At 37.9% G+C, this 24,849-nt stretch carries 20 protein-coding genes, 4 tRNA genes and 2 pseudogenes; 10 read left to right on the forward strand and 16 right to left on the reverse strand.

Going from position 1 to position 24,849, the window contains the following annotated elements:
• From FTV32_RS03120 to cxpE, 8 genes and pseudogenes are all read right to left on the reverse strand, one after another.
• Nucleotides 1-144, reverse strand: a pseudogene (locus tag FTV32_RS03120) (alkyl hydroperoxide reductase); the annotation flags it as partial.
• Between the two features lie 171 nt (nt 145-315).
• A complete protein-coding gene (locus tag FTV32_RS03125; protein WP_180027899.1) occupies nt 316-1,236 on the reverse strand; it encodes a hypothetical protein in 921 nt (306 codons plus the stop codon).
• Between the two features lie 17 nt (nt 1,237-1,253).
• On the reverse strand, nt 1,254-2,384 hold the full coding sequence (locus tag FTV32_RS03130; protein WP_092766783.1) for a toxic anion resistance protein: 1,131 nt from the start codon (nt 2,382-2,384) through the stop codon (nt 1,254-1,256).
• Nucleotides 2,385-2,392: 8 nt separating this feature from the next.
• Nucleotides 2,393-3,175 carry a tellurium resistance protein gene (locus tag FTV32_RS03135; RefSeq protein ID WP_180027900.1) on the reverse strand — a complete coding sequence of 261 codons (783 nt, stop codon included), beginning with the start codon at nt 3,173-3,175 and terminating at the stop codon, nt 2,393-2,395.
• Nucleotides 3,176-3,303: 128 nt separating this feature from the next.
• The gene (locus tag FTV32_RS03140) at nt 3,304-5,715 is read right to left on the reverse strand and encodes a CSLREA domain-containing protein (protein ID WP_180027901.1); all 2,412 of its coding nucleotides are present in this window, start codon (nt 5,713-5,715) and stop codon (nt 3,304-3,306) included.
• A gap of 12 nt (nt 5,716-5,727) precedes the next feature.
• Nucleotides 5,728-7,518 carry a rhombotarget A gene (rbtA, locus tag FTV32_RS03145; RefSeq protein WP_180027902.1) on the reverse strand — a complete coding sequence of 597 codons (1,791 nt, stop codon included), beginning with the start codon at nt 7,516-7,518 and terminating at the stop codon, nt 5,728-5,730.
• A 178-nt stretch (nt 7,519-7,696) separates the two neighbouring features.
• A complete protein-coding gene (gene hda, locus FTV32_RS03150) occupies nt 7,697-8,404 on the reverse strand; it encodes a DnaA regulatory inactivator Hda (protein WP_035266869.1) in 708 nt (235 codons plus the stop codon).
• A 15-nt stretch (nt 8,405-8,419) separates the two neighbouring features.
• Complete coding sequence (gene cxpE, locus FTV32_RS03155) at nt 8,420-9,643, reverse strand: chloramphenicol efflux transporter CxpE (RefSeq protein WP_180027903.1); 1,224 nt, start codon at nt 9,641-9,643, stop codon at nt 8,420-8,422.
• Between the two features lie 135 nt (nt 9,644-9,778).
• On the opposite strand from cxpE, the gene purM reads away from it, so the two are divergent.
• Nucleotides 9,779-10,849 (forward strand): phosphoribosylformylglycinamidine cyclo-ligase, encoded by a 1,071-nt coding sequence (gene purM / locus FTV32_RS03160; RefSeq protein ID WP_035266866.1) that lies wholly within the window; start codon nt 9,779-9,781, stop codon nt 10,847-10,849.
• A gap of 18 nt (nt 10,850-10,867) precedes the next feature.
• Nucleotides 10,868-11,497: a phosphoribosylglycinamide formyltransferase gene (gene purN / locus FTV32_RS03165; RefSeq protein WP_180027904.1), complete on the forward strand. Its 630-nt coding sequence runs from the start codon at nt 10,868-10,870 to the stop codon at nt 11,495-11,497.
• Nucleotides 11,498-11,512: 15 nt separating this feature from the next.
• On the opposite strand, the gene FTV32_RS03170 is transcribed toward purN, so the two are convergent.
• Entirely contained in the window at nt 11,513-12,322 is an 810-nt protein-coding gene (locus tag FTV32_RS03170; RefSeq protein WP_180027905.1) for an alpha/beta fold hydrolase, read from the reverse strand.
• Nucleotides 12,319-13,332: a signal peptide peptidase SppA gene (sppA, locus tag FTV32_RS03175; protein ID WP_180027906.1), complete on the reverse strand. Its 1,014-nt coding sequence runs from the start codon at nt 13,330-13,332 to the stop codon at nt 12,319-12,321. Before sppA ends, FTV32_RS03170 begins: the two co-directional genes overlap by 4 nt.
• A 131-nt stretch (nt 13,333-13,463) precedes the next feature.
• On the opposite strand from sppA, the gene FTV32_RS03180 reads away from it, so the two are divergent.
• Entirely contained in the window at nt 13,464-14,399 is a 936-nt protein-coding gene (locus FTV32_RS03180; RefSeq protein ID WP_180027907.1) for a lysophospholipid acyltransferase family protein, read from the forward strand.
• On the opposite strand, the pseudogene FTV32_RS03185 reads toward FTV32_RS03180, so the two are convergent.
• The 4 genes and pseudogenes from FTV32_RS03185 to FTV32_RS03200 form a co-directional block, all read right to left on the reverse strand.
• A pseudogene (locus FTV32_RS03185) lies at nt 14,396-16,027 on the reverse strand (DNA internalization-related competence protein ComEC/Rec2); the annotation flags it as partial. The gene FTV32_RS03180 and the pseudogene FTV32_RS03185 sit on opposite strands and share 4 nt — an antisense overlap.
• A 12-nt stretch (nt 16,028-16,039) precedes the next feature.
• Nucleotides 16,040-16,885 carry a DUF4131 domain-containing protein gene (locus FTV32_RS17720; RefSeq protein WP_180027909.1) on the reverse strand — a complete coding sequence of 282 codons (846 nt, stop codon included), beginning with the start codon at nt 16,883-16,885 and terminating at the stop codon, nt 16,040-16,042.
• Between the two features lie 82 nt (nt 16,886-16,967).
• A complete protein-coding gene (lolD, locus tag FTV32_RS03195) occupies nt 16,968-17,645 on the reverse strand; it encodes a lipoprotein-releasing ABC transporter ATP-binding protein LolD (protein ID WP_035266856.1) in 678 nt (225 codons plus the stop codon).
• On the reverse strand, nt 17,638-18,873 hold the full coding sequence (locus tag FTV32_RS03200) for a lipoprotein-releasing ABC transporter permease subunit (protein WP_180027910.1): 1,236 nt from the start codon (nt 18,871-18,873) through the stop codon (nt 17,638-17,640). Before FTV32_RS03200 ends, lolD begins: the two co-directional genes overlap by 8 nt.
• A 23-nt stretch (nt 18,874-18,896) precedes the next feature.
• Here FTV32_RS03200 and FTV32_RS03205 point away from each other — a divergent pair, with 23 nt between their 5' ends.
• The gene (locus FTV32_RS03205; protein WP_035266851.1) at nt 18,897-19,472 is read left to right on the forward strand and encodes a PilZ domain-containing protein; all 576 of its coding nucleotides are present in this window, start codon (nt 18,897-18,899) and stop codon (nt 19,470-19,472) included.
• A 9-nt stretch (nt 19,473-19,481) separates the two neighbouring features.
• Here FTV32_RS03205 and FTV32_RS03210 read toward each other — a convergent pair whose 3' ends face one another.
• The gene (locus FTV32_RS03210; RefSeq protein WP_180027911.1) at nt 19,482-20,390 is read right to left on the reverse strand and encodes a DMT family transporter; all 909 of its coding nucleotides are present in this window, start codon (nt 20,388-20,390) and stop codon (nt 19,482-19,484) included.
• Between the two features lie 23 nt (nt 20,391-20,413).
• A complete protein-coding gene (locus tag FTV32_RS03215; RefSeq protein ID WP_035266848.1) occupies nt 20,414-20,881 on the reverse strand; it encodes a YaiI/YqxD family protein in 468 nt (155 codons plus the stop codon).
• Nucleotides 20,882-21,151: 270 nt separating this feature from the next.
• On the opposite strand from FTV32_RS03215, the gene FTV32_RS03220 reads away from it, so the two are divergent.
• The 6 genes from FTV32_RS03220 (at nt 21,152) to FTV32_RS03245 (ending at nt 24,818) form a co-directional block, all read left to right on the forward strand.
• A tRNA-Glu gene (locus tag FTV32_RS03220) sits at nt 21,152-21,227 on the forward strand.
• A 108-nt stretch (nt 21,228-21,335) separates the two neighbouring features.
• The gene (locus tag FTV32_RS03225; protein ID WP_180027912.1) at nt 21,336-22,748 is read left to right on the forward strand and encodes an amino acid permease; all 1,413 of its coding nucleotides are present in this window, start codon (nt 21,336-21,338) and stop codon (nt 22,746-22,748) included.
• A gap of 213 nt (nt 22,749-22,961) precedes the next feature.
• Nucleotides 22,962-23,037, forward strand: a tRNA-Glu gene (locus FTV32_RS03230).
• 24 nt (nt 23,038-23,061) lie between these two features.
• Nucleotides 23,062-23,137, forward strand: a tRNA-Glu gene (locus FTV32_RS03235).
• Nucleotides 23,138-23,182: 45 nt separating this feature from the next.
• Nucleotides 23,183-23,258, forward strand: a tRNA-Glu gene (locus FTV32_RS03240).
• Nucleotides 23,259-23,414: 156 nt separating this feature from the next.
• Complete coding sequence (locus FTV32_RS03245; RefSeq protein WP_180027913.1) at nt 23,415-24,818, forward strand: iron-containing redox enzyme family protein; 1,404 nt, start codon at nt 23,415-23,417, stop codon at nt 24,816-24,818.
• Nucleotides 24,819-24,849: the final 31 nt, after the last annotated feature.

Consider the following 24,849-nt stretch of genomic DNA (forward strand, 5'->3'; position numbering starts at 1 on the left):
TGGAGAAAGTGCTGCCACTTCTTCCACAAGTTCTTTGATTTTTGCAGATTTGTCTGAATCATTTAAAGTCGCAACCAATTCGATTGGACCCTCAAGGCGTTCTAAAAGCGTTTTTAATTGAGCTGAAGTATTTTGATCTAACATTGCTAACGTCTCCAAAGGAGTAATATTTATTTGATAAAGCTATATTAGAAGAAATACAAAAATAGGTAAAACAGTTAATTTACATAAAGACTATCGAAAAATTGAATTAAAAAATCATCCAATTAAGAATGAATGATTCTTTTATGATGATCGTAACAGTACAAACTTTAACTATATCTCCAAACGTTGAGTGATCGTTTGAATTCTGCTTTTAAAACTACGAGCTAATCCAAAGAAAATAAACATTGACAATAACATGATGGTTGAGAACACCATTAATATCATCTTGACGACTTCTGAAATTTGTCGTGCCTGATTTGCCCGAGGATCTATCGCTTTTGCCCAAGGAGTAATAGATTGACCATAAACTTGTTGCTGCATTGACCATAACTGCTCTGTATTAAAACCATATTCGACAAACTGTTTTTCATTTCTTTCAGCTTGCGCAAGTCGAGCTAAATATGCAGTTGCTAGCTTGGTATCTTCAGGTTTGTGAATCAAAGCCACTTGCGCAAGGACGTAGGCTTGTATAATTGGATCGACCTGTTGTTCAGTCATGATGACAGCAATCAGACTTTCGTGAATCGATTTATCATAATGACTTAATTGATATTGTTGTTCCAAAGACTCATCATTCAAGTCATATTGAACATAGGTCAAACCTGACCAAATTAAGATGACAGCAATGAACCAACCAACAAACTTAAGTACAAATGATTGAAAGCGTACATAGAAAAAACGTATTTTCTTTAAAAAATGAACGATAAAAAAAGCACCAATGACTGAGCTAAATACTTTTAGAATGAACCAACCTAACCAAGATATCAAATTAAAAAAATAGTCAGGCTGATGTTGGTACACGTTTACGACTTCATCTAAACTATGTGGCAAATGAAGCTGCTGAACAGTTTCACTCATACCCATAAAACCATAAATCATGTCCTGATGAATAAAAAGCGACACAACTGAAATAATGAGTACACTGGTACTCAAAAATCCCCATAAATTAAGTATGCGATTTCGTTTGTACAATTCAGGCAATCTTTTCTGAATCTCAGTCTGCGCCACAAGATATTCATTGGTTTTATTCAAATTTAAACCTCAAGAAATTAGTGTTTTGGCTGATTTTGACTCGAATCCAAAACAAGTTGTTGAAGATTTCCTTGCAAAGCCTTAATACGGATTGATGCCTCTTCACGTTTTTGCATCCCTTCTTTCTGAATACTAATAACATCATTCACTGTTTTAATGAGGGTATTTTGAACATGTTCAAGTGTTTCAATGTCAATCACTGAGCGTTGATTTGCTCGAGCAGTATCTACTGAGTTCTGGTGTAATAAATCTGCATTTCGTTTAAGTAACTCATTCGTCGCATCATCAATAGTATTAGCCAATTGGACGCTATTTTTTTGTTCCTGTAATGAAATCGCTAAACTAATTTGATTTTTCCAGGCAGGAAGCGTGATATTTTTTATCGCATAAAACTTATCAACCAACATTGAATTATTTGATTGAATAATTCGAATCATCGGTAATGTCTGCATCGCAGATTGTTGCAATACCTGTAAATCACTCACTCTTTTTTCCAAGTTGTTTGCTAAGTGATTTAAGTCGTAGATTTTTTGATTAGTTTGCGCATCTTGTTCTAGCGTACTTAATTCAGCTATTTGCTCCTGAACTTCTTGTTGTTTAATTTTCCCTGCAGCAATATAAACCCCTAATTGTTTATATTCGTCCTGCACACCATCAAACATACGATCCAATGTATTTACACGGTCTTTTAACCCTTGTTGAGAGGTTTCAATTTCTTTAACTAAAGCATCTATTTGTTCTTTAGTGGTATTGAACTTTTGATCAAAACTCTGTTTAGCACCCTTAAATCGATTTAAGATACTACCCAAGAAGCCTGAACTTTTAGCAGGACTTAAAATACTGTTTGTATTGAGCTGTTGAGCCACTGTAACGACTTCATTTAACTTTTGACCTGTTGCATCTAAATCTTTATTTTTAACTAGATCCAGTAATTCATCCGTATAAGTCGCTGTTTTAGTCGCGATATTTTTCCCATATTCAGCAACCGTAGCATGATTCATATCAGCTAGTTCTTGGTGAACTGATTCGACTGCTGCAAGGTCTGACGTCGTCAACCCAATTTCTTTTAAATCTAACTTGGAAAACTTTTCCTCCGTAGAGATTAAGCTTAAGGATTCATTTTTCTTTTGAATTGGAAAATCAGACATAACACACCTTATTCTTTAATTAGTGATTTTTTTAGAGATCGAATCAGTTGTTCGCGACTTTGATCTAACTTTTCAATATCGACTGCGCCATTTTTAATTTGAGTTTGCTCAAGATGATATTGCCAAGCTGGGATTAATACTTGCTGCGCTTCACGAAAACGATCCGTCAGAGTTAATGAAAGTTGTTGAGTCAATTGCATTTGCATGAGAGAAATATCATTGTTTGCTTGTACCGACTCTAATGTTTGTATTTTTTTAGCCAATCGCTCCTCAAAGTTATCGAGTGGATGGCGATGATGAGAAAAATCTGTGTATTCTGTTAAAAATTGTCTTGCTGCTTGAATGTAGCGCGCCATTTGCTCTCTCAAACCAACTGCTTGCTGAAATCGAGAACTAGACTTTTGGATTTCAATGTGAATACGTTGGGACAGCTGATCAGCATCTAGAATGAGTCTATCTAAATCACGAATATAAGAAATTTGACCCGCACCGAACTCCAAATCCAGACCTAACCACTTTTGGAGAGCATTAAATTTTTTTTGTTTTAATTTCTTTTTGGATTGATTCAATTTTTGAATAATATCTGAAATTGTTTCGCTTAATTTTTTATTTAAAGTGGGGTCTATACCTACCAATAGAGCATTTTGTGCCTGCACAATATGTTCAGCATATAAATTAAGTTTAGACGAATCAGTCAATAAAGGAACAAGATCATGCCTCTTAATTGAGAGCAAATCCGAAGGATTAACTTCAATTTGATTTAAGGGTATAAGCTCATTAAAGGATGACATTGGTGTAATTTAAGAAAGTGATCAGCAATCTTCAAATGTAGCAATAAACTGTTCAAAATATACTAATTTTTTGCAAAATATTACACAAAATCAAACACAAAAAAAGCCAGCAAATGCTGGCTTTTTTATTAATGAGGTTTAGATTTTCTCATTCTAAGCCAACTTAAACCAATGAGTCCTAAAAGCCCAAACCCACCTAGGCTACCCCCTCCACTCGTACGAGAACTTCCAGGACCTGTTTCCGTATTTAGAACAGCTAATGTTCCCTCACCTGATGAAGCGCCGTCTGCGTCCAATACTGAGTACTTAAGATCATAGGAAAAGACATCCAAATTATTGTTCAACTGAACTCGAATGTTTCCACCATAGCACTTTTTAAAACGGTCATTAGCACATGGCTCTACCCGATCCGCGATAATTGAAACGGGATTCGGTACTCTTGCAAAATAAATTGATACCTCATCTCCATTAGCATTATGGTAAAACTCCTTTTTATTTGGAGGATTAATTGCATTTCTGTTGCCATCACCTGCATCACTCGCTTCAGCCAGTAAATTTACACTGATTTGAGTCGATTTTTTTGGATTGATTGTATATTCCACGCGTTCAGGAACAGTTGGCACGATATTGATAAAATTACCAATTAAATATGCACTTGATGTTTTTTTACTGTCGCTTTTTGAAGTAAGCGTATATGTACAGAATTCAGAGTCTCCACTCGGTGTTATGCGGCCATCTGTTCTATACATGACTATCTGCTTAAGCTGCGGTTTCCACTCACATTTCAACCGATCATCAAACTTACCTAAGAACGTTTTATCGATATCTAATTTCCCAACTCCCACAACTTCAACTTTGACATCATAATTATCAACATTAAGATGCTCAATTTTTCGCACCTTACCATCAGGAGAAACAAATTCATCTGGTAAATTCAATTTGAATGGATCGAATAATATTGGACGATATTGATTAAGATTATTTAACTCATTCAAAAATGCTTTTTGATCGGTGAGCTCCTTATTATAATAATCAATCACTTCTTCTTTGGTTTCAGGATCGGCAATAGCATCTTCGAATGCTTTAATTCTATTCTCAGTTGATTTCTTTATCTGAACCAGTGATTCATTTGCTTTACTTAAATTGGAAACAGTCAACTTTAAGGTTTCTATCGCACCAATATCGCAAGTATTGGGAGTCGCATCTAAACTGTTGAGCGAGTCCAATCCAATCCGATTAATACCTCGTTGATCAAGCAGCGAACAACCATCAGTACCAAAATCAACTAAATCTGTACCACTAGAATTAATCTTCGGAAAAAAGACAGGATGAAAGTTAGTATTCTCATCATTAACTGGTAACGATGTTGAAAACAGATCATTGATACTCAATTGACTAACATCAAGACTATTTTTTTGTGCATTTTCTGACGCTTTTTCTGGTAGATCACAGTCTATAGATGGATTACTCAGTGGAATAGCATTTGCCAATAATTCAATACCTGCTGACTCAACTTGGCTCACATCACCGTGACTATATATACAGGCTTTAGCCTGATTAAAACCTATCACATTATGATTTAAGGCTTTTGCACCTGTATTTCCATACCAAAGCACAGATCGCGCGGTATTCGCGATAATCGTATTACTATCGAGCTTCAAAATAGAATTGGGACTCAAATTTATTTGACCCCCATCTGTTAAACGATCACTAAATTGAAAAATTTGACCTTGTGTAGTATTTAATACATTGGAAGATATTGTATTTGCTTGCAATTGAGTTGTAGGTTCACCACAAAATGAGAATAAACTGTTTGAAGCTGTATTTCCATTTTCGGTAATAGACATACGGGATAAATCAATCTTACGACGTGTGAACACAAGATTATCCAAACAAGACATCGCTATAACAGCGCCTTGCTGAGCTGTATTACCACTCACCCACCCGACCGAATAACTTAAAGAGCTATCACTGTCATTCAAAAATATCGCTCCACCTCTTAATGCAGAAGAGCTAGTGATATTTACATTATATAAATCAGTCTCGCCTCCCAATAGCAAAGCGCCACCGTTGGTAGATGATTTACCATTTCTCAGCTCTATATTTCTTAAACTCAAACTCGGTCGATTTAGATTGGTCGTATTAAAAATGCGATGTGTATTTTGACCATTAATTATAGTTTTAATTTTAGTTTGCGCAGGATAACTATTTGAAATGACATTCGGTTTGGAATAATCGACAGGCTCTTTACCCCTAATAATCACTGAAGAAGTTGGCTGAAGCTCTGCATTCAAGCTATAGGTACCAGCTTCAAGCTGAATAATGTCAGTTTGTACTCGATCCGTATTACCTTTAGCACAACCTCCATAAGCTCGATTAGTCGAAGCAGCCGTCAACGCTTCTCTGAGTGAACACTTTGCATCATTAGTACCGTCTTCATCATCAAAGGTAGTGACATAAATTATTGTATCTTCAGCAGCCATCAAGGACATTGCAGAAAGGACTGCTAAGGTCAAAAAAGCTTTTCTACTTTTCAACATACGATTCCCTTATTATTTTTTTCTACGTATCGCGATTAAAGTCATCAGACCTAATACGGAGATTAGACCTAGTCCCCCACCTGAAGTTTTTACTTTATCGCTTGTATAAGTATCTCTGGGGTCTTGTTTAATGACAGTTGGAATTTCGATATAAGGATTCATTGACTCATTCAATTGACGTGTAGATACAACGACCAAAACTTTAAAATCATCAGTTCCGTGCCAATTCCCTTGAGGCGTATAAGTAAACTCCCCATTTTGGAGTAGTTCTGCTTTACCTTTACTTGGAGAATTATTTTGTTGGATGATCATACAGCCCGCTTGCCATTCTTCTTTTTTGGGATGAGGTCCGACTAAGGCATCACATTGACTAGCAGGTATTAGCTCACCATCTCCTAGAAAATCATTAATATTTAACTTAACAATTTCTCCGTAAAAGATATCCTTGCCAAATCTGCCTGAAGACGTACTTGACTGAATAAGTTCGATTGCGCCTCGATCACACAAAATACGATCCTTACGTGCGTTGCCACGCTGATCAACTGTTTCACATGATGTACCATTTGAATCTGGTCCACGATTAATGATCGGAGAATCTGTTAATTGTCGATAACTAGGCAACACTCTTGGGCGGAAATATCCTAAAGCATAGCCAGAATAGACTTTGAACGGACATAAAATGCCAGATGAATTAACATCACATTCACCTTCTACATCAGTCCCAGCTAATAATGTGCGCTCGCCCAGTTGTTCTGAAGCTGTGCCCTCACAACCAAAACCATATAAATTATTGTTTAAATTTGATTGATCTATTGCAGTCTCTACACGACAGTCTAGATTGCCATTTTTTGCAATTATATTGTTAGTAAGCAATGCCTTCTTAAACGGCGCATTAAAAATCAAGCCAAAATCATTAAAGACCAGCGTATTGTTATTAAGCGCAATACCATCCTTCACATTGATAATATAGCCCTTATTATTAAAAATTGTTGAATTGATCACTTTGGCATAATTGAGATTGGTCACCTTAGTTTCATCTTCACTCAACACTTTATGGCTATAAATTGCGAAACCTTCTGAATCTGTTGTTTTATTACCTTTAATAACAGAAGCACTAATGTCAAAATCAGGAAATTCACTATACAAAACAGCACCTTGTTGTGCTTGATTGTTTTCCAATAACGAATTAACTAGATTCACTCGCGCGGAACGAATTTTGCTAGTTTCGGATTCAATAAATGATTCAACATTATAAATCGCACCACCAAAATTTGCTTTGCCATTGATAAGATGGCTTTTATCAAATTTTAGCCGTTCATAATTGAGAATTAACCCACCTTTGTCTTTGCATACAGATGCGGCACAACCTTGAAAGGTAATTTCGTAAAATTCCACACCAATTGCAGCATCTCTAATTTCATCATCAGCTTTAGGACGAATTCGCTCAATATGGAAAATTCGATCAGTACCCTTCATTGTTATGACGGCATTTTTTGTACCAGGAATATCGTCAACAATGGTAGTTTCATACTGCGTTCTAAAAACCATCGGTTTAGAGATGCGAACTTGCTCGTTTAGGAGATATTCTTTCGTAGATAAGATAATATTATCTGTGGCATCTTTACCACCACAGCCATTGAGACCTGCTTCAGGTTTACCCTGATTAATATATTCAATTGCTTCACGCAACGAACATTGATCATCATTTTTGGTGATATCTTCAGTGGTCGTAACCACAATATCTGCACTGAATACATGCCCTGTTGCACACAACAATACAAGACCTAAGCCCCGTCTGAGCATTACCATCTCCTTAATTTTTCTTTATTTTTTAAGTAGCGAACTTTAATTATGTAGCGCTATTTGTCCATTTTGACTAATCTGTCACAAATTTTTAGAATTCTCAATTATTTTTAAGTAAAAAATTGCCGAGTTCAGATAAAGTCTACATTTTGAGTTTTGAATAACATTTAAAAAGCATTTAAGCACTATACTGATCGATGAGCGCGTAGATTTGCTTAAGGGTTGCGTTGGATAACTTAACTTTTTCACCCTGTAGTAACTTTGATAATTGATCAACCGTTTGTAATAAGGTACTGGTCTGTATCGGGCCATTGGTCAGCAGATAATCAATAATTAAAGGATCAAAATGCACACCTTTACGATCCAACACAGAATGTAATAAGGCATAGCGGTCAGCATAGGATTGACCTGTTGGCACTTTAACACTCACCGCTTGAGTTAATCTCGACTGAAGATCTGGTAATTCAAGTTTCAGTTCAATTGGCGCAGATCTAGATGAAAAGACTAGTTGTCCTCCACCATCATTATTATTATTTATTAAGTGAAATACCGCTTTTTGCCAATGCGGTACACCACTGATCGCTTCAATATCATCTAGTGCGACCAAATCATAACGATCCAATGAAGTAATCGCCTCAATTGGAGCATCCAGCAATTCTAGCAATGACACTTTAATTGCAGATTTCCCCACATCTAGATATGAGTCACATATTGCAGTTAATAAGTGACTCTTACCTGTGCCCGCACCGCCATAAAGGTAAAATCGATTCATTAATCCAGCATGAAGTTGGCGAACTGCATCAATGACGGGTCCCCAACCTGGGCCGGAAAAATCACTGATCCGTGCATCAAGTTGAGGTTCTATATCAAGTTGCAGTTGCCGCATAAATGCTTGGTCACCTTAAGGTTCTTTATTTTGTTTCTGCACATCGATTTTTTCAGATGTTGCAATATCTTGTTGATTATTGATTGATTGTGGTTTGAGATCAAGCTCAATATCAACCTGATCGGTTTGGATTGTAATTTCACCACCACCATGATCAGCTAAGGCAACAGCTGGCGTACCATAAATTGTACTCCTTTCATAAGTGTCACGTGCATGTCGGAGCAGTACCACGATTACAGCTGCAACAGGTAATGCAATCAACATACCCAAGAAACCAGCCAATTGTGCACCAGCCAATACAGCGAATACGACCGCTACTGGAGAAAGACCAATTTTATCTCCCAATAAGAATGGCTGAAGCACATAACCTTCAACAGCTTGCCCTACCATGAACACCACTGCAACTAAAAGGAGTTGAGTCCAATCCATACCAAATTGGAAGAAAGTTGCGATCACGGCAGCAATAATTCCTACTGCAAATCCTAAATATGGGATGATACTTGCCAAGCCTGCAATCATGCCAATAATCAAACCAACTTCCAGACCAATCAGTTGTAAACCAACGGCATAAACAATCCCCAAAAGGATCATCACGAGGAATTGTCCTTTTACAAATGCGCCTAGTACGCTATGGCATTCACCTACGATTTCAAGCGTTGAAGCTTCATAAGGACGTGGAATGAGTCGACGCAAACTATTGAGCATTCGATCCCAATCTAAGAGGAAATAAAATGCAATAATTGGAATCAGTACAATTGTCCCACCAATCTGAATAAAATTCAGACCAGATTGTGCCAATTTGAGTGCCATCGCTTGGATACTGTCAGCACTATAATTGGTTTGAACATACTCCATAACAGCTGCTGAAATCTGATCTACATCTAATTCTAGTGGCACTATATTGAAAGTATCTGATAACCACGGTAAGAAGCTAAAATTTACCCAATGAACTACTTTCGGGATACTGGATTTAGCATACATCAGCTGTTCCCAAATTAATGGAACCAAATACCACATTGCCCATGTGATCACGACACCAATACCAATAAACACCAAACTGATAGACAACCAACGAGGTAAACCTATCTTATGCAATCGATCAACCAATGGACTGAAAAGATAAGCTATTAAAAATGCACCAATAAATGGGATTACGACCGGTTTTAATAAGTATAAAATCCAGAGAAATAAAGCTATCCCTGCAAGGATAAAAACACGGCGTAGGGTACGATCTACCATAGAAACTCGCCTTTTTTAAGATTATTCGTTATGTAAAGGAAAATATTTTAGTAAAGATAACATTTTAGTGCATAAATAACATAAGAGTTTCGTATATTCGGGTTATAATCCCCGCGCGAATGCGGAGACTTCAATATGAGCAACTCAACTTCTACCCCAAACACTGGTTTAAGCTACAAAGATGCAGGTGTCGACATTGAGGCGGGCGACGCGTTAGTCGATCGTATCAAATCTGTCGCTAAACGCACGACTCGTCCTGAAGTAATGGGCGGTCTTGGTGGCTTCGGTGCACTTTGTAAAATTCCTAAAGGTTATGAAGAACCTGTTCTCGTATCTGGCACAGACGGTGTTGGTACAAAATTACGTTTAGCATTGAATTTAAACCGTCATGACACAATTGGTCAGGATTTGGTTGCAATGTGTGTGAACGATTTACTTGTCTGTGGTGCTGAACCACTCTTCTTCCTTGATTACTACGCAACTGGTCACCTCAATGTTGATGTCGCAGCAAATGTAGTGACAGGTATCGGTCAAGGTTGTGAGCTTGCTGGATGTGCATTGGTCGGTGGTGAAACTGCTGAAATGCCAGGCATGTATGAAGGTGAAGATTACGATTTAGCTGGTTTCTGTGTAGGTGTTGTAGAACAAAGTAAAATTATTGATGGCTCTAAAGTTAAAGCTGGTGATGTATTAGTTGGTGTTGCTTCAAGCGGCGCACACTCTAATGGCTACTCTCTTCTTCGTAAAATTTTAGATGTAAAAAATGTTGATTTAACTCAAATTGTTGATGGTCGTCCACTTGCTGATGTGGCAATGGAGCCAACTCGTATCTACGTTAAACCAATTCTAGAGCTTCTCAAACAGGTTGATGTTCACGCGATGGCACACATCACAGGTGGCGGTTTACCAGGTAACTTACCTCGCGTATTACCAAATGGTGCTCAAGCTGTAGTAAACGAATCTTCTTGGGAATGGCCTGAGCTGTTCAAACTTCTTCAACGTGAAGGTGGTGTAGAACAATTTGAAATGTACCGTACATTCAACTGTGGCGTAGGTATGGTTCTAGTTGTTGATGCTGCTGAAGCTGATAAAACAGTTGAAATCTTAAATCAACTCGGCGAAAAAGCATGGACAATGGGCCACATTGTTGACAATGCTGAATCTGTCGAAGGTGCAGACGAAAAAATTCGTGTGATCTTCGCTTAATCAGTTTATTGTTAAAACATGATTAAAATTGCTGTTTTAGTATCAGGTAACGGATCAAACCTACAAGCACTAATTGATGCAAACCTTTCAGGTCAAATTGTCGGTGTGATCTCGAATAAACCTGCTGCTTACGCACTTGAGCGTGCTGCTCATGCCAACATTGCAACTGCAGTGATTGAACATAAAAACTTCCCAGATCGTGAAGCGTTTGATGATGTTATGCACCAGCAACTGCTCGACTGGGAAGCTGATCTTGTGGTTTTAGCGGGCTTTATGCGCATTTTAAGTGCTAAGTTCGTTAAAGCATGGGAGGGTAAAATGATCAATATCCATCCCTCTCTGCTGCCCAATTACAAAGGAATGCATACACATCAACGTGTATTGAATACTGGTGATCTATGGCATGGTTGTACAGTACATTATGTCACTGCAGAACTAGATGCAGGTCAAGCACTAGCTCAAGGCGTACTCAAAGTTTCTCACCATGATAATGTTGAATCTTTAGCAGATCGTGTACATCAACTTGAACATTTAATTTTTCCTCAAGTTGTAGAATGGATTTGTAATCAAACCATTCAAGTCACATCCGAAGGCGTGCACTATAAAAATCAAATTTTGAAAGGTCCAATACAGTTCTGTCATATTTGATTTAAAAAACGCAGCTTAGGCTGCGTTTTTTTGTGGCGTCAAAATAGTTTTTAAATGCGCAGCCAATTGATCAGGATGTTCAAGTGGGAACATGTGTCCACCTTCAAAAATACTAAAAGGCACACCAAACTTTTTCCTCACTTTATGAGGGAATTTACGTGCTAAGAATGGACCTTGAGAAGCAACAATTAATTGACTTGGAACTTTGAGCTTAGGTTGAGGCAGCCACCATAATGAAGGATTGGTTCTAAAAATATCCACTTCAATAGATTTTGGAATCGCCAACTCAACGCCGCCACGCGTTGGATCTTCAACTAATGCAAATTGAATATAGTCATTAAAACATTGCTCATCAAATGCTGCATATAGGGCTTTTGGTCGAAGTAATGTTGCAGCTTGCTCTCTACTATCCCAATGATCACGTCGACGTTTAGACAATGCCGCTGGTGACATTTGATCCACTGCTTTTAACTTCAAAGACTTTGCAATATGCATAGCAAATGATTCTAGCCCCATAATAAGAGGTGGATCGAGAAGAATAGTTTGACTAAAAAGTTCTGGGCATTTCAAAGCAGCTTTGAACGTCAAAACTCCTCCTAAGGAGTGCCCGATACCAATCACTTTACGACCATGGGATTTCTGAACAATATTATCAATCACTTGCTGTGTCATACTTTCCCAGTGTTGATCTACAGGATAACGTTGATCAACACCAAGATTGGTCGTATAAATCACATCGAATTGATCAGACAAAGCATCAAAAAATTTTTGATAAACTTTCGATGGAACCCCGTTGGCATGAGCAAAATGGATCAATGGTTTCATTGGATTCGATTCACCTGCTCAGATTGAATCTGCTTGGAAATTGAAGAAGCAAAACCTTGACCAAATTCACTTCCAAGTCGTCCAATCACAGAATCAAAGGGGCTACGTTGAATAGTATAATCTACCGTTTTTTCGACTTTTAATTCGCGTTTCAGTGTGTGAATACTGCCAATCCGATCTGCGATACCGAGCTTCACAGCCTGCTCACCAGTCCAAAACAAACCTGAAAATATAGCAGGATCTTGCGATTTCAATTTATTGCCACGACCTTTTTTAACTGCATCAATAAAATGTTGATGAACATTATCCAATACACCTTGTACGTGTGCACGTTGTGCAGGATCAACTGGTTGTGTCATCGACAATAATGCTTTGTTCTCACCTGAAGTCATGGTGCGATCTTCAACGCCAAGTTTTTGCATCAAACCACTCACTCCATAGTTTGGCATAATGACGCCAATTGAGCCGACTAAACTTGATGGATTAACAATAATTTCATCCGCTGCAGACGCTATGTAATAAGCACCTGAAGCACCTGTGTCACCAATTAATGCATAAAGTTTTTTATCTTTATAAACCGACTTTAAATATTGGATCTCTTGCCAAATTTCATCAGACTGAACTGGAGATCCACCCGGAGAGTTAATATTTAAAACAACAGCTTGCGATTGCTTGCTTTCAAATGCTTTTTTCAAACCTTTGATCGTATCTGCACTATTCACACTTTGCTGGTCTGCAGCAATCGTTCCTACAATATCGACTGTAGCAATATGCTGTGATGACACCGCACTATCAGTGGAAGTCGTTGAACAACTTTTCCCCATGACCAAAACTATAAACAACAGATATGCGAAAGTAAGAAATTTAAAAAAGATTCCCCAACGTCTTGCACGTCTCTGTTCTTCTACAGATGCGAGAACAGCTTTTTCTAAAATTTGCCATTCTTTTCCGTTCGGTTGGTTATTTGGTTTTTGATTTTCATTTTGTGGTTCAGGCGGCCAAGCGGACATACATACCATCCAAATTAAATTTAAGCTAACATTATATACAAGGAATGAGGTCAAACTATTTATAAGTCAAGATTTAACATATAATAAACCCAAATCACAATATTCTATGAACTTACCAAATTTTGAATCTAATGCCTGAAACCAAAACATCGACCACAACCCGCCTGTTAAATTTCTTCAGTCGCCGTCCGATTCGTTTTTCTCGTTTTTTTGCAAAAATGCTTGCAGGGCTGATTAATACGCTAAAAATTACAAAAACTACGAATACCATCCGCCTCAATATCGACATTTGCTTACCGCATCTTTCTGATGAAGAAAAACATTTAGTGACTCGTGCAGCGGTAAGAAACGAACTTCAATCTTATATGGAATTTTTTAGTATTTGGGGAAGCTCAAACGAAACCAATATTTCACGAATACGCAATGTCACTGGTGCTGAATATTTTCATGAAGCAATGGCTGAAAAGAAAGGTATTATTTTACTCGCACCACATTTTGGTACATGGGAAGTCATGAATGCGTGGTTCGCACAATATACTAAGATGACCATCATGTATAAACCCATCAAGAATGAAGAAGCAGATCAATTTGTGCGCCAGGCTCGTAGTCGAGAACAAGCAACTTTAGTCCCTACAGATGAGAGTGGTATAAGACAAATTTTTAAAGCCCTTAAATTAGGGGGGACAACTGTGATTCTTCCAGATCACAATCCTAAACACGGTGGTGAAATGATCGATTATTTCGGCATACCACTCGAGTCCAGTAATTTAAGTGCCAAACTCATCCAAAAAACTAAAGCCAAAGGCCTTTTGGTCTATGCAATTCGCAATGAAACTGAAGATTTTGATGTATTTATTGAACCAATGGATGCTTCGATTTATGAAGGCACTCCCGCTGACGGAACGTTAGTAATTCACCGTGCAATAGAAAGCCTGATTCATCGTTATCCTGAACATGCTCATTGGAGCTATAAACGTTTCCGTGCAAATCCTGATCTACATAACATTTATCGTATCCCTGCAGAACAAGCCAGAGTAAAAATAGAGCAAGTCAGAAAAGCAAGTTAATCTATGGGGATATTCCGAGTTAACCACGCTTTTTGATCTCGATGATATCGAAATTGTACATCTCTGTTTTTATCGAAGGTCATTCGAATACTGCCCTTCGATTGGGTATCGAGTAGCGGAATATTAAGCGCTTTTAAACGCTCTTTGACAACAGGATGTGGATGATTATAGCGGTTATCAAAACCAGCCGATGCAATGGCAATTTTAGGTTTGGTATTTTTTAAAAAGTCGTAAGATGAACTATGTCGACTGCCATGGTGTCCTAAGATTAAAATATCTACTCTAAGTTCAGGATACTGCTTTAAAATACGATACTCTGTCTCCCACCCTGCATCCCCCATAATCAGAATATGCTTAAAATCGTTAGCATAGGGTAATGTCAGATACATTACGCACGAAAGCTCATTACGATTTTGACTGACAAAATTTAATTGTGATTCAACTGGTGAAAGAAATTGTATATTGATCTTACCCAATTGTACCTGTTGATGCTGTCGACAATAATCAAATTCAACATACTGAAACCTATCATCTTTTTCATTTGAGATAACTTGATCAATTTGTATATGTTTTCCAATAGTGCGGTATGCTCCAGCATGATCTTGATCAAGATGACTGATAAAAACTTGATCTAATTTTGATATGCCACGTTGAATTAAGAAAGGGACAACTACATTTTCTCCGATACTAAATGTATTCTCATCAAAGCTCCCGCCTGTATCAACTAAAGCAGTTTTCCCTGATGACTGTAAGAGTATGGACTGCCCCTGCCCTATGTCCAAAATTTCAATGATATCGTATCCATCATCACGTTTAGGCATCAGCAATGCCACACCTAATACGGGTATCCATAATCGAGGGATTACATTCTTTGGCATAAAGAACATGAATACTGCCAATGCGAGCAAAAACATTTGTGCTTTCGTTAACGCTACCCATTTCAATGGATTGTCTAATATTGCTCCCAGCTTAGTCAGTAGCACCAAAAGAACCGATATCAATACATCAGCCAGATGAAATAAAAATTGACCAACAAAAGGAATAAAGCTGAGACAATAGCCCAGTACTTCCAATGGCACGATCAAGGTCCCAATCATTGGAACAGCAACTAAATTAGCAAATGGCGCAAATAAAGAAATCTGTTGAAATATCAGTAGAGTGAGTGGTATCAGTGCAATAAATATTTTCCATTGGGATTGCAAAAGTATTTTAAGATACATTTTTGCTTTATCTATAAAACGATGCTTATTGATTAAAGCAGTGTTTTGCTGTTCATGAACGATCGTTTGGTATACACGAATCAAAATCAAACATGCGCCGTACGAAAGCCAAAATGCAGCAGATAAAATACTAAAAGGGTCTAAATAGAGCATTAAGCTTGCACTGATAAGTAATAGTACAAAAGGCTTAATCTTAAATTTAAATAAAATAGCGATACTAATTAGACAAACTGACAATGTAGTTCTTAATGCAGGAATTTCGAGCCCTGAAAAAAAACTATAAATAATTACCCCACATACGAAAGGGATTAAAAGTAAATATGGTTTGGGAACTTTTAGAAAAATATGAGGACGAAAAATTGATACAAGATACCCCATGAACCATGATAATAAGCCAGCAAAAATTAGAACATGTGGACCTTAAATAGCCAATAAATGCGTAATGCCTAGTTTTTTAAATAATTCTTCTTGTTGCTCCGTCAGTAGACTCTTATCACCTGTGAGTAACGCGACTAGCAAACCCTTATTCCTGAATACTCCCTGTTCGATATCATCCCTAAAAGCTAAACGTGCTTTTTCAATGCTCAGGCTCAATCGTGCGATAAGGCTCCGATGCACATCGGTTGAAGATAAATAACCTTCAGAATATAACACCGCTTCACTTACAGGTACGATCCAATCTACACGCATTGTTCCAGCTATATTTTGCTGCAACAACCATTTCTCTTGATCAAAGACCCCATCTACTGCATAACTATGTGCGGGTCTTAATTTTCCCGTAACTTTATAATAGCGCCCTAGTTCTAATGTCGTATCAAGTTTTGACTCTCGCAAATATAATAATAGCGTTTGAGATTGTCCTTGCTTCTTGTCGATCACTTGCGCACGCTGCTGTATTGATCGACCTTCCTGATCCATTTTCAGCTGATTAATTTTATTGATATAAACAACTATTTCTTTTTCTTCAATATATTGAACACGTTTATCTAAACAATCGTGTAAGGCTGTTTTTGCATGTTGATGCCCCAAAACAAATGTGATCAGACAAATTCCCGTTAGCACAAGCATTCTTGATGATGACTGGACAATACTTGAGGTGTGAGGATAAATGAATCGATCAGGTTGCCTTATTAATCGTAAAAAGTAACCCATGATCAAAATGATACTTGCCATACCCAGCAAGAGAGTTGAATATTCAGCTTCACCCTGAAAGCTGATCGTAGCAACACCAATGATCCAAAAGATGAGAATAAATATTAAAAACATCTAACTTTTATGTTTATTTTTCTTAAATAGATTAAAGCCCACCTAAGTGGGCTTTAACAAGACTGTTAATCGGATTTTGAGCCTATACCCACAATCCATCTTGCATATGCAAAATCTTATCAGCAGTTTGTGCGAGCTGTTCATCATGGGTCACGATGAGCATTGCCATATTAAATTCTTTACGCAGATCGGAAAGCAATTCAAAAATTGTGACGGCAGTTTTACGATCTAAATTTCCAGTAGGCTCATCTGCCATCATCAATTTAGGTTGAGCCACTAAAGCTCGTGCAAGCGCAACGCGTTGTCGCTCACCGCCAGATAACTCACCTGGTTTATGCGTTAAACGATGTGATAAACCCACTTTATTCAACAAATATTCTGCACGTTCTTTTACTTCTTTAAAATTTGCATCTTTACGTAACATCAGCGGCATTGATACATTTTCTAAAGCCGTAAACTCAGGAAGTAAATGGTGAAATTGATACACAAATCCGAGGTGTTCATTACGTAGGAAACCGCGTTCAGCTTCGCCTAAAGTGTCAAAACGCTGCCCATTAAGCATCACTACACCTTCGGACGGACGATCAAGCCCCCCTAATACATGTAACAGCGTACTCTTACCCGAACCACTTGATCCAACAATTGAAACAAATTGTCCTTGCTCAACAACTAAATCCAATCCCTTAATCACTTCAACAGTTGATTTACCATCTGTAAAATGTTTATGAATATTTTTGGCTTCTAAGACAATATTACTCATAGCGTAAAGCCTCTGCTGGTTGAACTTTAGCAGCACGCAGCGCTGGATAAATTGTTGCAAGGAAACTTAGCGCTAGTGATAAGCTAACAATCACCACCACATCTTGCCAACGTAGATACGATGGTAAATAGTTAATGAAATATGCATCGAATAAATTTAGTCCAAAAGCGGTGTTCAGCCAGCCAATAAATCCACTGATGCTCGTTGCAAAGATGATACCTAGTGCTGCTCCTGCCAGTGTTCCTACAACACCAATCACCGTACCCTGTACCATAAAAATCTTAGTGATCGTTGCTGGTGAAGCACCTAAGGTTCTTAAAATAGCAATGTCGGATTTTTTATCAGTAACCACCATCACCAATGAAGATACAATATTAAATGCTGCAACCAAGACAATCAGGAAAAGTAAAAGGCTGACCATTGCTTTTTCCATCTGAATGGCACTAAAGAGATTGCCGTGCGTATAAGTCCAATTTGATGGATAGAAATTGCCTGGTAAATCCATAACAACTTCTTCAGCGACTTGTGGTGCTTTGAAGATATCATCTAGCTTCATACGGATACCTTGTGCACCATCCGGCAGTCTCAACAGTGTCGAAGCATCATTTAGCGCGATGTAACCCATCATCGAGTCCACTTCCGCACCAATACTAAAAATACCGACAATTTTAAAACGTTTAAATCGTGGAACAACGCCAGCGGGTGATGGTGTCGCTTCAGGTAATACCAATGTTACATTGTCATTGAGACTTAAACCTAAAGCATCCGTCATCTGCTTGCCCAAAACAATCCCGAACTCACCTTTCTTTAATGAGTTGAGGTCGCCTTGAACCATATGATTTTGAATAATAGATACATTTTTTTCATAGTCAGGCTCAATACCCGTGACCATTATCCCTGCAACCTGTCCTTGGGCTGTTAACATCCCCTGCAACTGTGTAAAAGGTGCAACACCCGTCACATGTTCATGTTGGTCTATTTTCTTTGCAAGCTTAGGCCAGTCTGTTAGAATTTGTGTAGAGGAAACAGTCGCTTGAGGTACCATTCCCAAGACACGGTTTTTTAATTCACGATCGAAACCGTTCATTACAGATAACACAGTAATGAGAACAGCGACGCCCAAAGTCAGACCGATCATGGAAACTAAAGCAATAAAAGAAATAAAGTGATTACTTCGCCGTGCGCGAGTGTATCTCAACCCTATATACAGCGAGATCGGTTTAAACATACCATCTAGTCCGAGGTGTTTTAATGGAAAATCTTCAGCATCAAAGTGGCAATATTGAAAGACGCGTCATGTCACGTATTGATGCTGCCTTAAGAATAAATTATCAGATCATCACTAAAGATGTCGCTTTGAATGATCCCTATGATTCAAATTTTGTACTACCGCGCTATTTTCTCTTACTTGCAGAATTAGATCAATTTGATCATGCGCTTATGTACGAATTAGAACAATTAAATCAAAAAGATCAACAAATTGCTCGGATATTATCCTTATTTAATCAAAAATTAAACCTGATTACGGGCTCACTTTACGACTCTATTGTACAAACCATGTTACCAGTACCTACTCAAGTCAATTTGTCTGAAACAGGTTTTAGTTTTTATGCTGAGCAACATATCCCTGAACAAACCTATATACACATCACATTGAGTCACCCTGAAAATGATTTTCATATCGCTGCAACTGCACAAGTTGTCTACAGCAATCAAGAAGAAAATGGGCTGTTTAGAACCGGTGCATATTTTCTAACGTTACATCCCCAAGACAAAGTAAAGTTAACAGAAGCCTTGAAGCATTTAAAAAACTCACAAAATCGCTGAGCATCCAACTTAAGGCTTTAATACTTTTTGTTTAAATTTCCGATTCGCTTCTATATCCCGATAAAAATACATAAACAATCCCAGAAGTAGGATCATTGCTCCCAGTATCATACCTAGTGTTAATTTCTCATGATTAAATGCAGCGCCTATACCAAGTGCTAGAACTGGAGTCATTACATTTGTAAGGGACAATGTGGTGGGTTGTATTTTTTTGACCAAGTAAAAATAGCAAAACATCGCGACTAATGAAGCCATGACGACAGAATATAGGATCGCAAGTAATGACTTCATTGAAGGTAATTCAGTAGGTAAATATTTCCATATAAATGGCACAATTAAACATGCAACAAAGGTAGAAACAAGTATTGAACCTGTCGCCTGTGCCATCGGTGCTACATCAGCATTTATTTTTTTTACCCAAAAAATTGACATTGCGTATGAAAAAACGCTAAGCAACATTAAACCAATTCCAATGGGATGGATATGTTGTGATGATCCAGTAAAACTGATCACTACGAGCCCAGTAATCGCGACGATCATTCCTAACCATTGCAGCTTATGCAAATCTTGTTGAAAGATAAATTTTCCAATAAGCCCTGCCATAATTGGTGCTAATCCAAACATCAGTGCAATCATGCCAGAACTTAGATAATCAGTAGCTACATAAGTAAAAAATTGTGAACCAATCAAGCTAAATGAACCAGCAAAATAACTATGCAATGCAATTGAATTTAAAGGAAATTTTACCTTTAAAACAATGAGAAGCAATGCCGCGATAGGCAGTGCCAAGCCTAATCGAATCACCAATGCCCACATTAAATAAATATCTTCTACACTCCACACAATCGCAAGTGGAGTTGTTGCCCAGATGATGACCAATAAGGCATAAATGAGCATAAGTTTAGATTTTTCTGGCATGTGAACTCGATTGATAAGATAAATCAGGCAGTTTTTCTTTTTTGTTTTTGAATCGTTTGATCCAAAGCACTTGAAAATTCACGCTTATCTCTTTCTGAAATTGGTGGTGGTCCACCGGTTTGAACTCCAGCCCCTCTCAAAGTTTCCATGAAATCACGCAAATGTAATCGTGCCTTAATATTAGCTTCTGTCCAAATTTCACCACGTGGATGAATTGCAACGCCACCCTTTTCGATGACTTGAGCTGCTAGAGGAATATCCTGCGTCATGACAATATCATGCTCTTTCATACGTTCGATAATTTCTTTATCAGCTTGATCTGCTCCACTCATCACCTGTATTGAATTAATACGAACAGAAGGAGTTATTCCTACATTTTGATTGGCGACAAAAGTTACTTCAAGTTGATAACGATCAGAAGCTCTTAAAATGACTTCACGCAAAATTTTAGGTAATGCATCAGCATCCACCCAGAGTTTAAATGGCAACACGCCTCTTTCCTTCGTTGTCTTACCACGTCATCTTATCAAATTTTACAGATGGCTGGTTTGATATGATGAATATAAAGCGGATCGTTTTTTTATAGTGAGGACCTTCTCTCCATGTTATTTAAATACATGAAAAATCTTATTGTTGTCAGTTTAATCAAAATTAAAACTAATTGATTGTTTTTGCTTAATGTATGAACGATTAAAACTTTTTTTGATACGAAGCTTTTGACAATTGAAATGTCTATCCTTAATATACAAGCACCTCGCAACGTCCCTATCGTCTAGAGGCCTAGGACATCGCCCTTTCACGGCGGTAACCGGGGTTCGAATCCCCGTAGGGACGCCATTATCGTTTCATACGATCACTCAATATTCAAAATTACTATTATTTCATTGAAGAATTGTAGTTTTTCACTACAATAACTCGCTTCATTTGTTTCGAATTTTCAATCCTATGCACTCATCTCCGAATGATGCTTCGCATCAGGGCAATTCTGCGCCTTTACAACGCGCTATGAGTACTCGACATCTGGTTATGATTTCGCTTGGCGGCGCAATCGGAACTGGACTTTTCTTAGGTTCGGGTGAAGTCATTGCACAAACGGGGCCTGTAGGTGCCATTATTTCTTATATCCTTGGCGGGATTATCGCCTACATGGTTATGCTGTGTTTAGGTGAGCTTGCCGTCCATATGCCTGAGTCTGGTTCGTTTGGTGCTTATGCCAAAAGATATATTGGACCAGGAACAGGCTATACCATCACTTGGTTATATTGGTTAACTTGGTCGGTTACATTAGGAACTGAGTTTACAGCCGCCGCCCTCCTCATGCAGGAATGGTTCCCAGATAGTTCCATGTGGATGTGGACTATAGTCTTTGGTGTATTCGTATTTGTTTTAAATATGATTTCCACAAAATGGTTCGCAGAATCTGAATTTTGGCTGGCCTTAGTTAAAGTTATTACTGTTGTTGCATTTATTCTCTTAGGCCTACTCGCAATTTTTGGTGTAATTGGCTATCAAGGTTACGAAGCGGCGCCTTTATTTAGCAATTTAACTGCACAAGGTTGGTTCCCTGAAGGTCTATTCCCAATTTTTGCTACGATGCTTATCGTAAACTTCGCATTCTCTGGAACAGAATTAATTGGGGTTGCTGCTGGTGAAACTAAAGACCCAGCTAAAAATGTTCCTAAAGCGATTAATACAGCGATTTTTCGTCTGTTGATTTTCTTCGTAGGTACAATCATTGTAGTAACGTCACTTCTTCCACATCAAGAAGCTGGCTTAGCTGCTGAAGGTGTGAGTAGCTCTCCATTTGTGACTGTTTTCCAGCATATTGGTATTCCCTATGCAGAAGATATCATCCGTTTTGTAATTATTACCGCTTTATTATCAGCTGCTAACTCTGGTTTGTTTGCTGCGTCACGCATGATGTGGTCTTTATCTTACAAAAAGCAGCTCCCTGCAGTATTTTCTAGAGTGAATGCACGTGGTATCCCCTATGTTGCAGTGATCGTGACAATGATCGGTGGGTTACCAGGCTTATTGTCAGAACAATTCGCACCTGAGACTATTTTTACCAATTTATTAGGTATTGCTGCGTTTACAATGGTCGTTGTGTGGATGAGTATTTGTTTAAGCCAATTTAATTTCAGACGCGATTGGTATAAGCAAGGGCGCAAAAAAGAAGAGCTGGGCTTTGCTGCTCCATTATTTCCAATTGTCCCAATCTTAGGTTTTGTGTTCTGTTTTATCACATGCTTAAGTATGGTATTTGATCCAAGTATGCGTATTAGCTTTTTCGGGTGTTTAGCGTTCATTGCTGTATGCTATGCCAGTTATTACCTGTTTTATCACGATAAATCTTGATTTTGAAATAGCGACTTCGGTCGCTATTTTTTACTTAGACAGTTCCTATTTTTCCAATGCTTTTCTAATATTTCTTGGAGATTTGATCTAAATTTAGCCTTTAAATTCAATATTGTTTTATTTTCATACGAACACACCATTTTTTTAATTTTTTTGCTGAAATGCGTTTGACACCCCCCTATTTTCACCCTATTATACGCCCACCTCTGAAACGTCCCTATCGTCTAGAGGCCTAGGACATCGCCCTTTCACGGCGGTAACCGGGGTTCGAATCCCCGTAGGGACGCCAATTTTCAGAAGTAGATTTTATTAAGTCCCTATCGTCTAGAGGCCTAGGACATCGCCCTTTCACGGCGGTAACCGGGGTTCGAATCCCCGTAGGGACGCCATTAATTTCAATTGAAATAACATGGTTTAAAATATATTTCTGCACTGTCCCTATCGTCTAGAGGCCTAGGACATCGCCCTTTCACGGCGGTAACCGGGGTTCGAATCCCCGTAGGGACGCCATATTCGAGATGATACATCTCATAAAAAAGCCCAAGCATTTAAGACTTGGGCTTTTTTTATAACTTAGTCACCCTAAAAATCGAACACAAAATAAACAACATTATCATCTTTGCAGGTTATGGTGGTTTAAACCCTTAATAACGCTTGGAGAAGATGATGTTGGACAACACCGTACTTAATCCCCTAGCATCCCCATCACAATTAAATACATTTAGTCCTAAAACAAATAAAGACTGGGTTGAGTTTTTTTTAGACCCTAAAGTGAATCGTGAATGTAAAACAGAATATGCTGAAACCTATGTTCTTTCACTATTCGATCAACTCAATACAACTCATTTATCGTGGATTGATCAGGTAGACCAAGTTAGGCAACATATACAACACGAACATGATCAAACTTGTTCTAAATTTCAAAGTTATCTAGATCAACGAAAATCAGGCCTTGGGCGTGACTACTTTCCAACCATCTCTCATGCTTTAGAATTTTTATATAAAGTTGCTCCAGTTAAATATGTAGATGGCTCCTGGCTATATTCATCTCTTACGCACCCCTCTCTGTTTGAAAGCAAAGATCTAAGCTATATCTACTTAGAAGAACTTGGCTTGGGAGATGCTAAAGCAAATCATGTTTGCATGTATCAAAGCTTACTGCGACATTTCGAGCTTGAACCGTACATTAATTATTTAGATGCTATTTATTTTGAACAAGCCGCTGTTCAACTTGCTCTCGCATATATACCACATGATTTATTTCCACTGGTAATTGGATTTAACTTGGGTTATGAACAATTACCACTACACCTGTTAATCACCAATTATGAGTTAGCAGAACTTGGAATTGATCCTCATTATTTTAATGTTCATATTACAATTGATAATGCACACAATGGACATGCTGAAAAATCAATACAGGGATTTATTGATCATTATCATCAAGCTCAAGATAAATCAAAATATCTTGAATTGGTGAAAACGGGTTTCCAAATGAATGATCTTGGCTTGAGCTCAACAAATATCATCCAAGAAATTGATCTGACTCAAAGCGTTTATCAACTTCTGCAAAGAAAAGCAGTTGTCGGTCAACATATCCATAACCAAAAATGTCAATTTAATGGCAGATCAATTAACGAATGGCTCGCTCAACCTGAATTAATATCTGAATTTATTCAAATCTTAATTGATAAACAATGGATTATTAAAAACAGGCCTGTCGAAGAAAGTCGTTTTTGGAAACTTATTCACGATAGTGATGGCAAAATGTTTGGTGTGTTTAATGCAACTGAGAAAATGCTGATCAAAGACTGGATTCAAGGGGAATCATTAACTGTTCGTTTAAAAAGAATGCCTGTAACAGGAGATCAAAACTGGCTATCAAAATACAATAATCAACATGAACTTGAACAGATCAAACATCAATGTCATTCATTAGATGATACAAACGATAAACTAGCATTGTTAATTCCATATCTCTCACCTTACTATCATCCACGAGCGATCGGATTATGGGCAACCCAAGAAGTCTCTAAGTTACTTTTCCCTTTTCAAACACTTGCGCTTTAGTTTTAACTCGCCGCATAAAATAAGGAGCCAT

The sequence above is a fragment of the Acinetobacter sp. YH16032 genome (genome assembly GCF_013417345.1).
In the GTDB taxonomy this organism is placed as follows: Bacteria; Pseudomonadota; Gammaproteobacteria; order Pseudomonadales; family Moraxellaceae; genus Acinetobacter.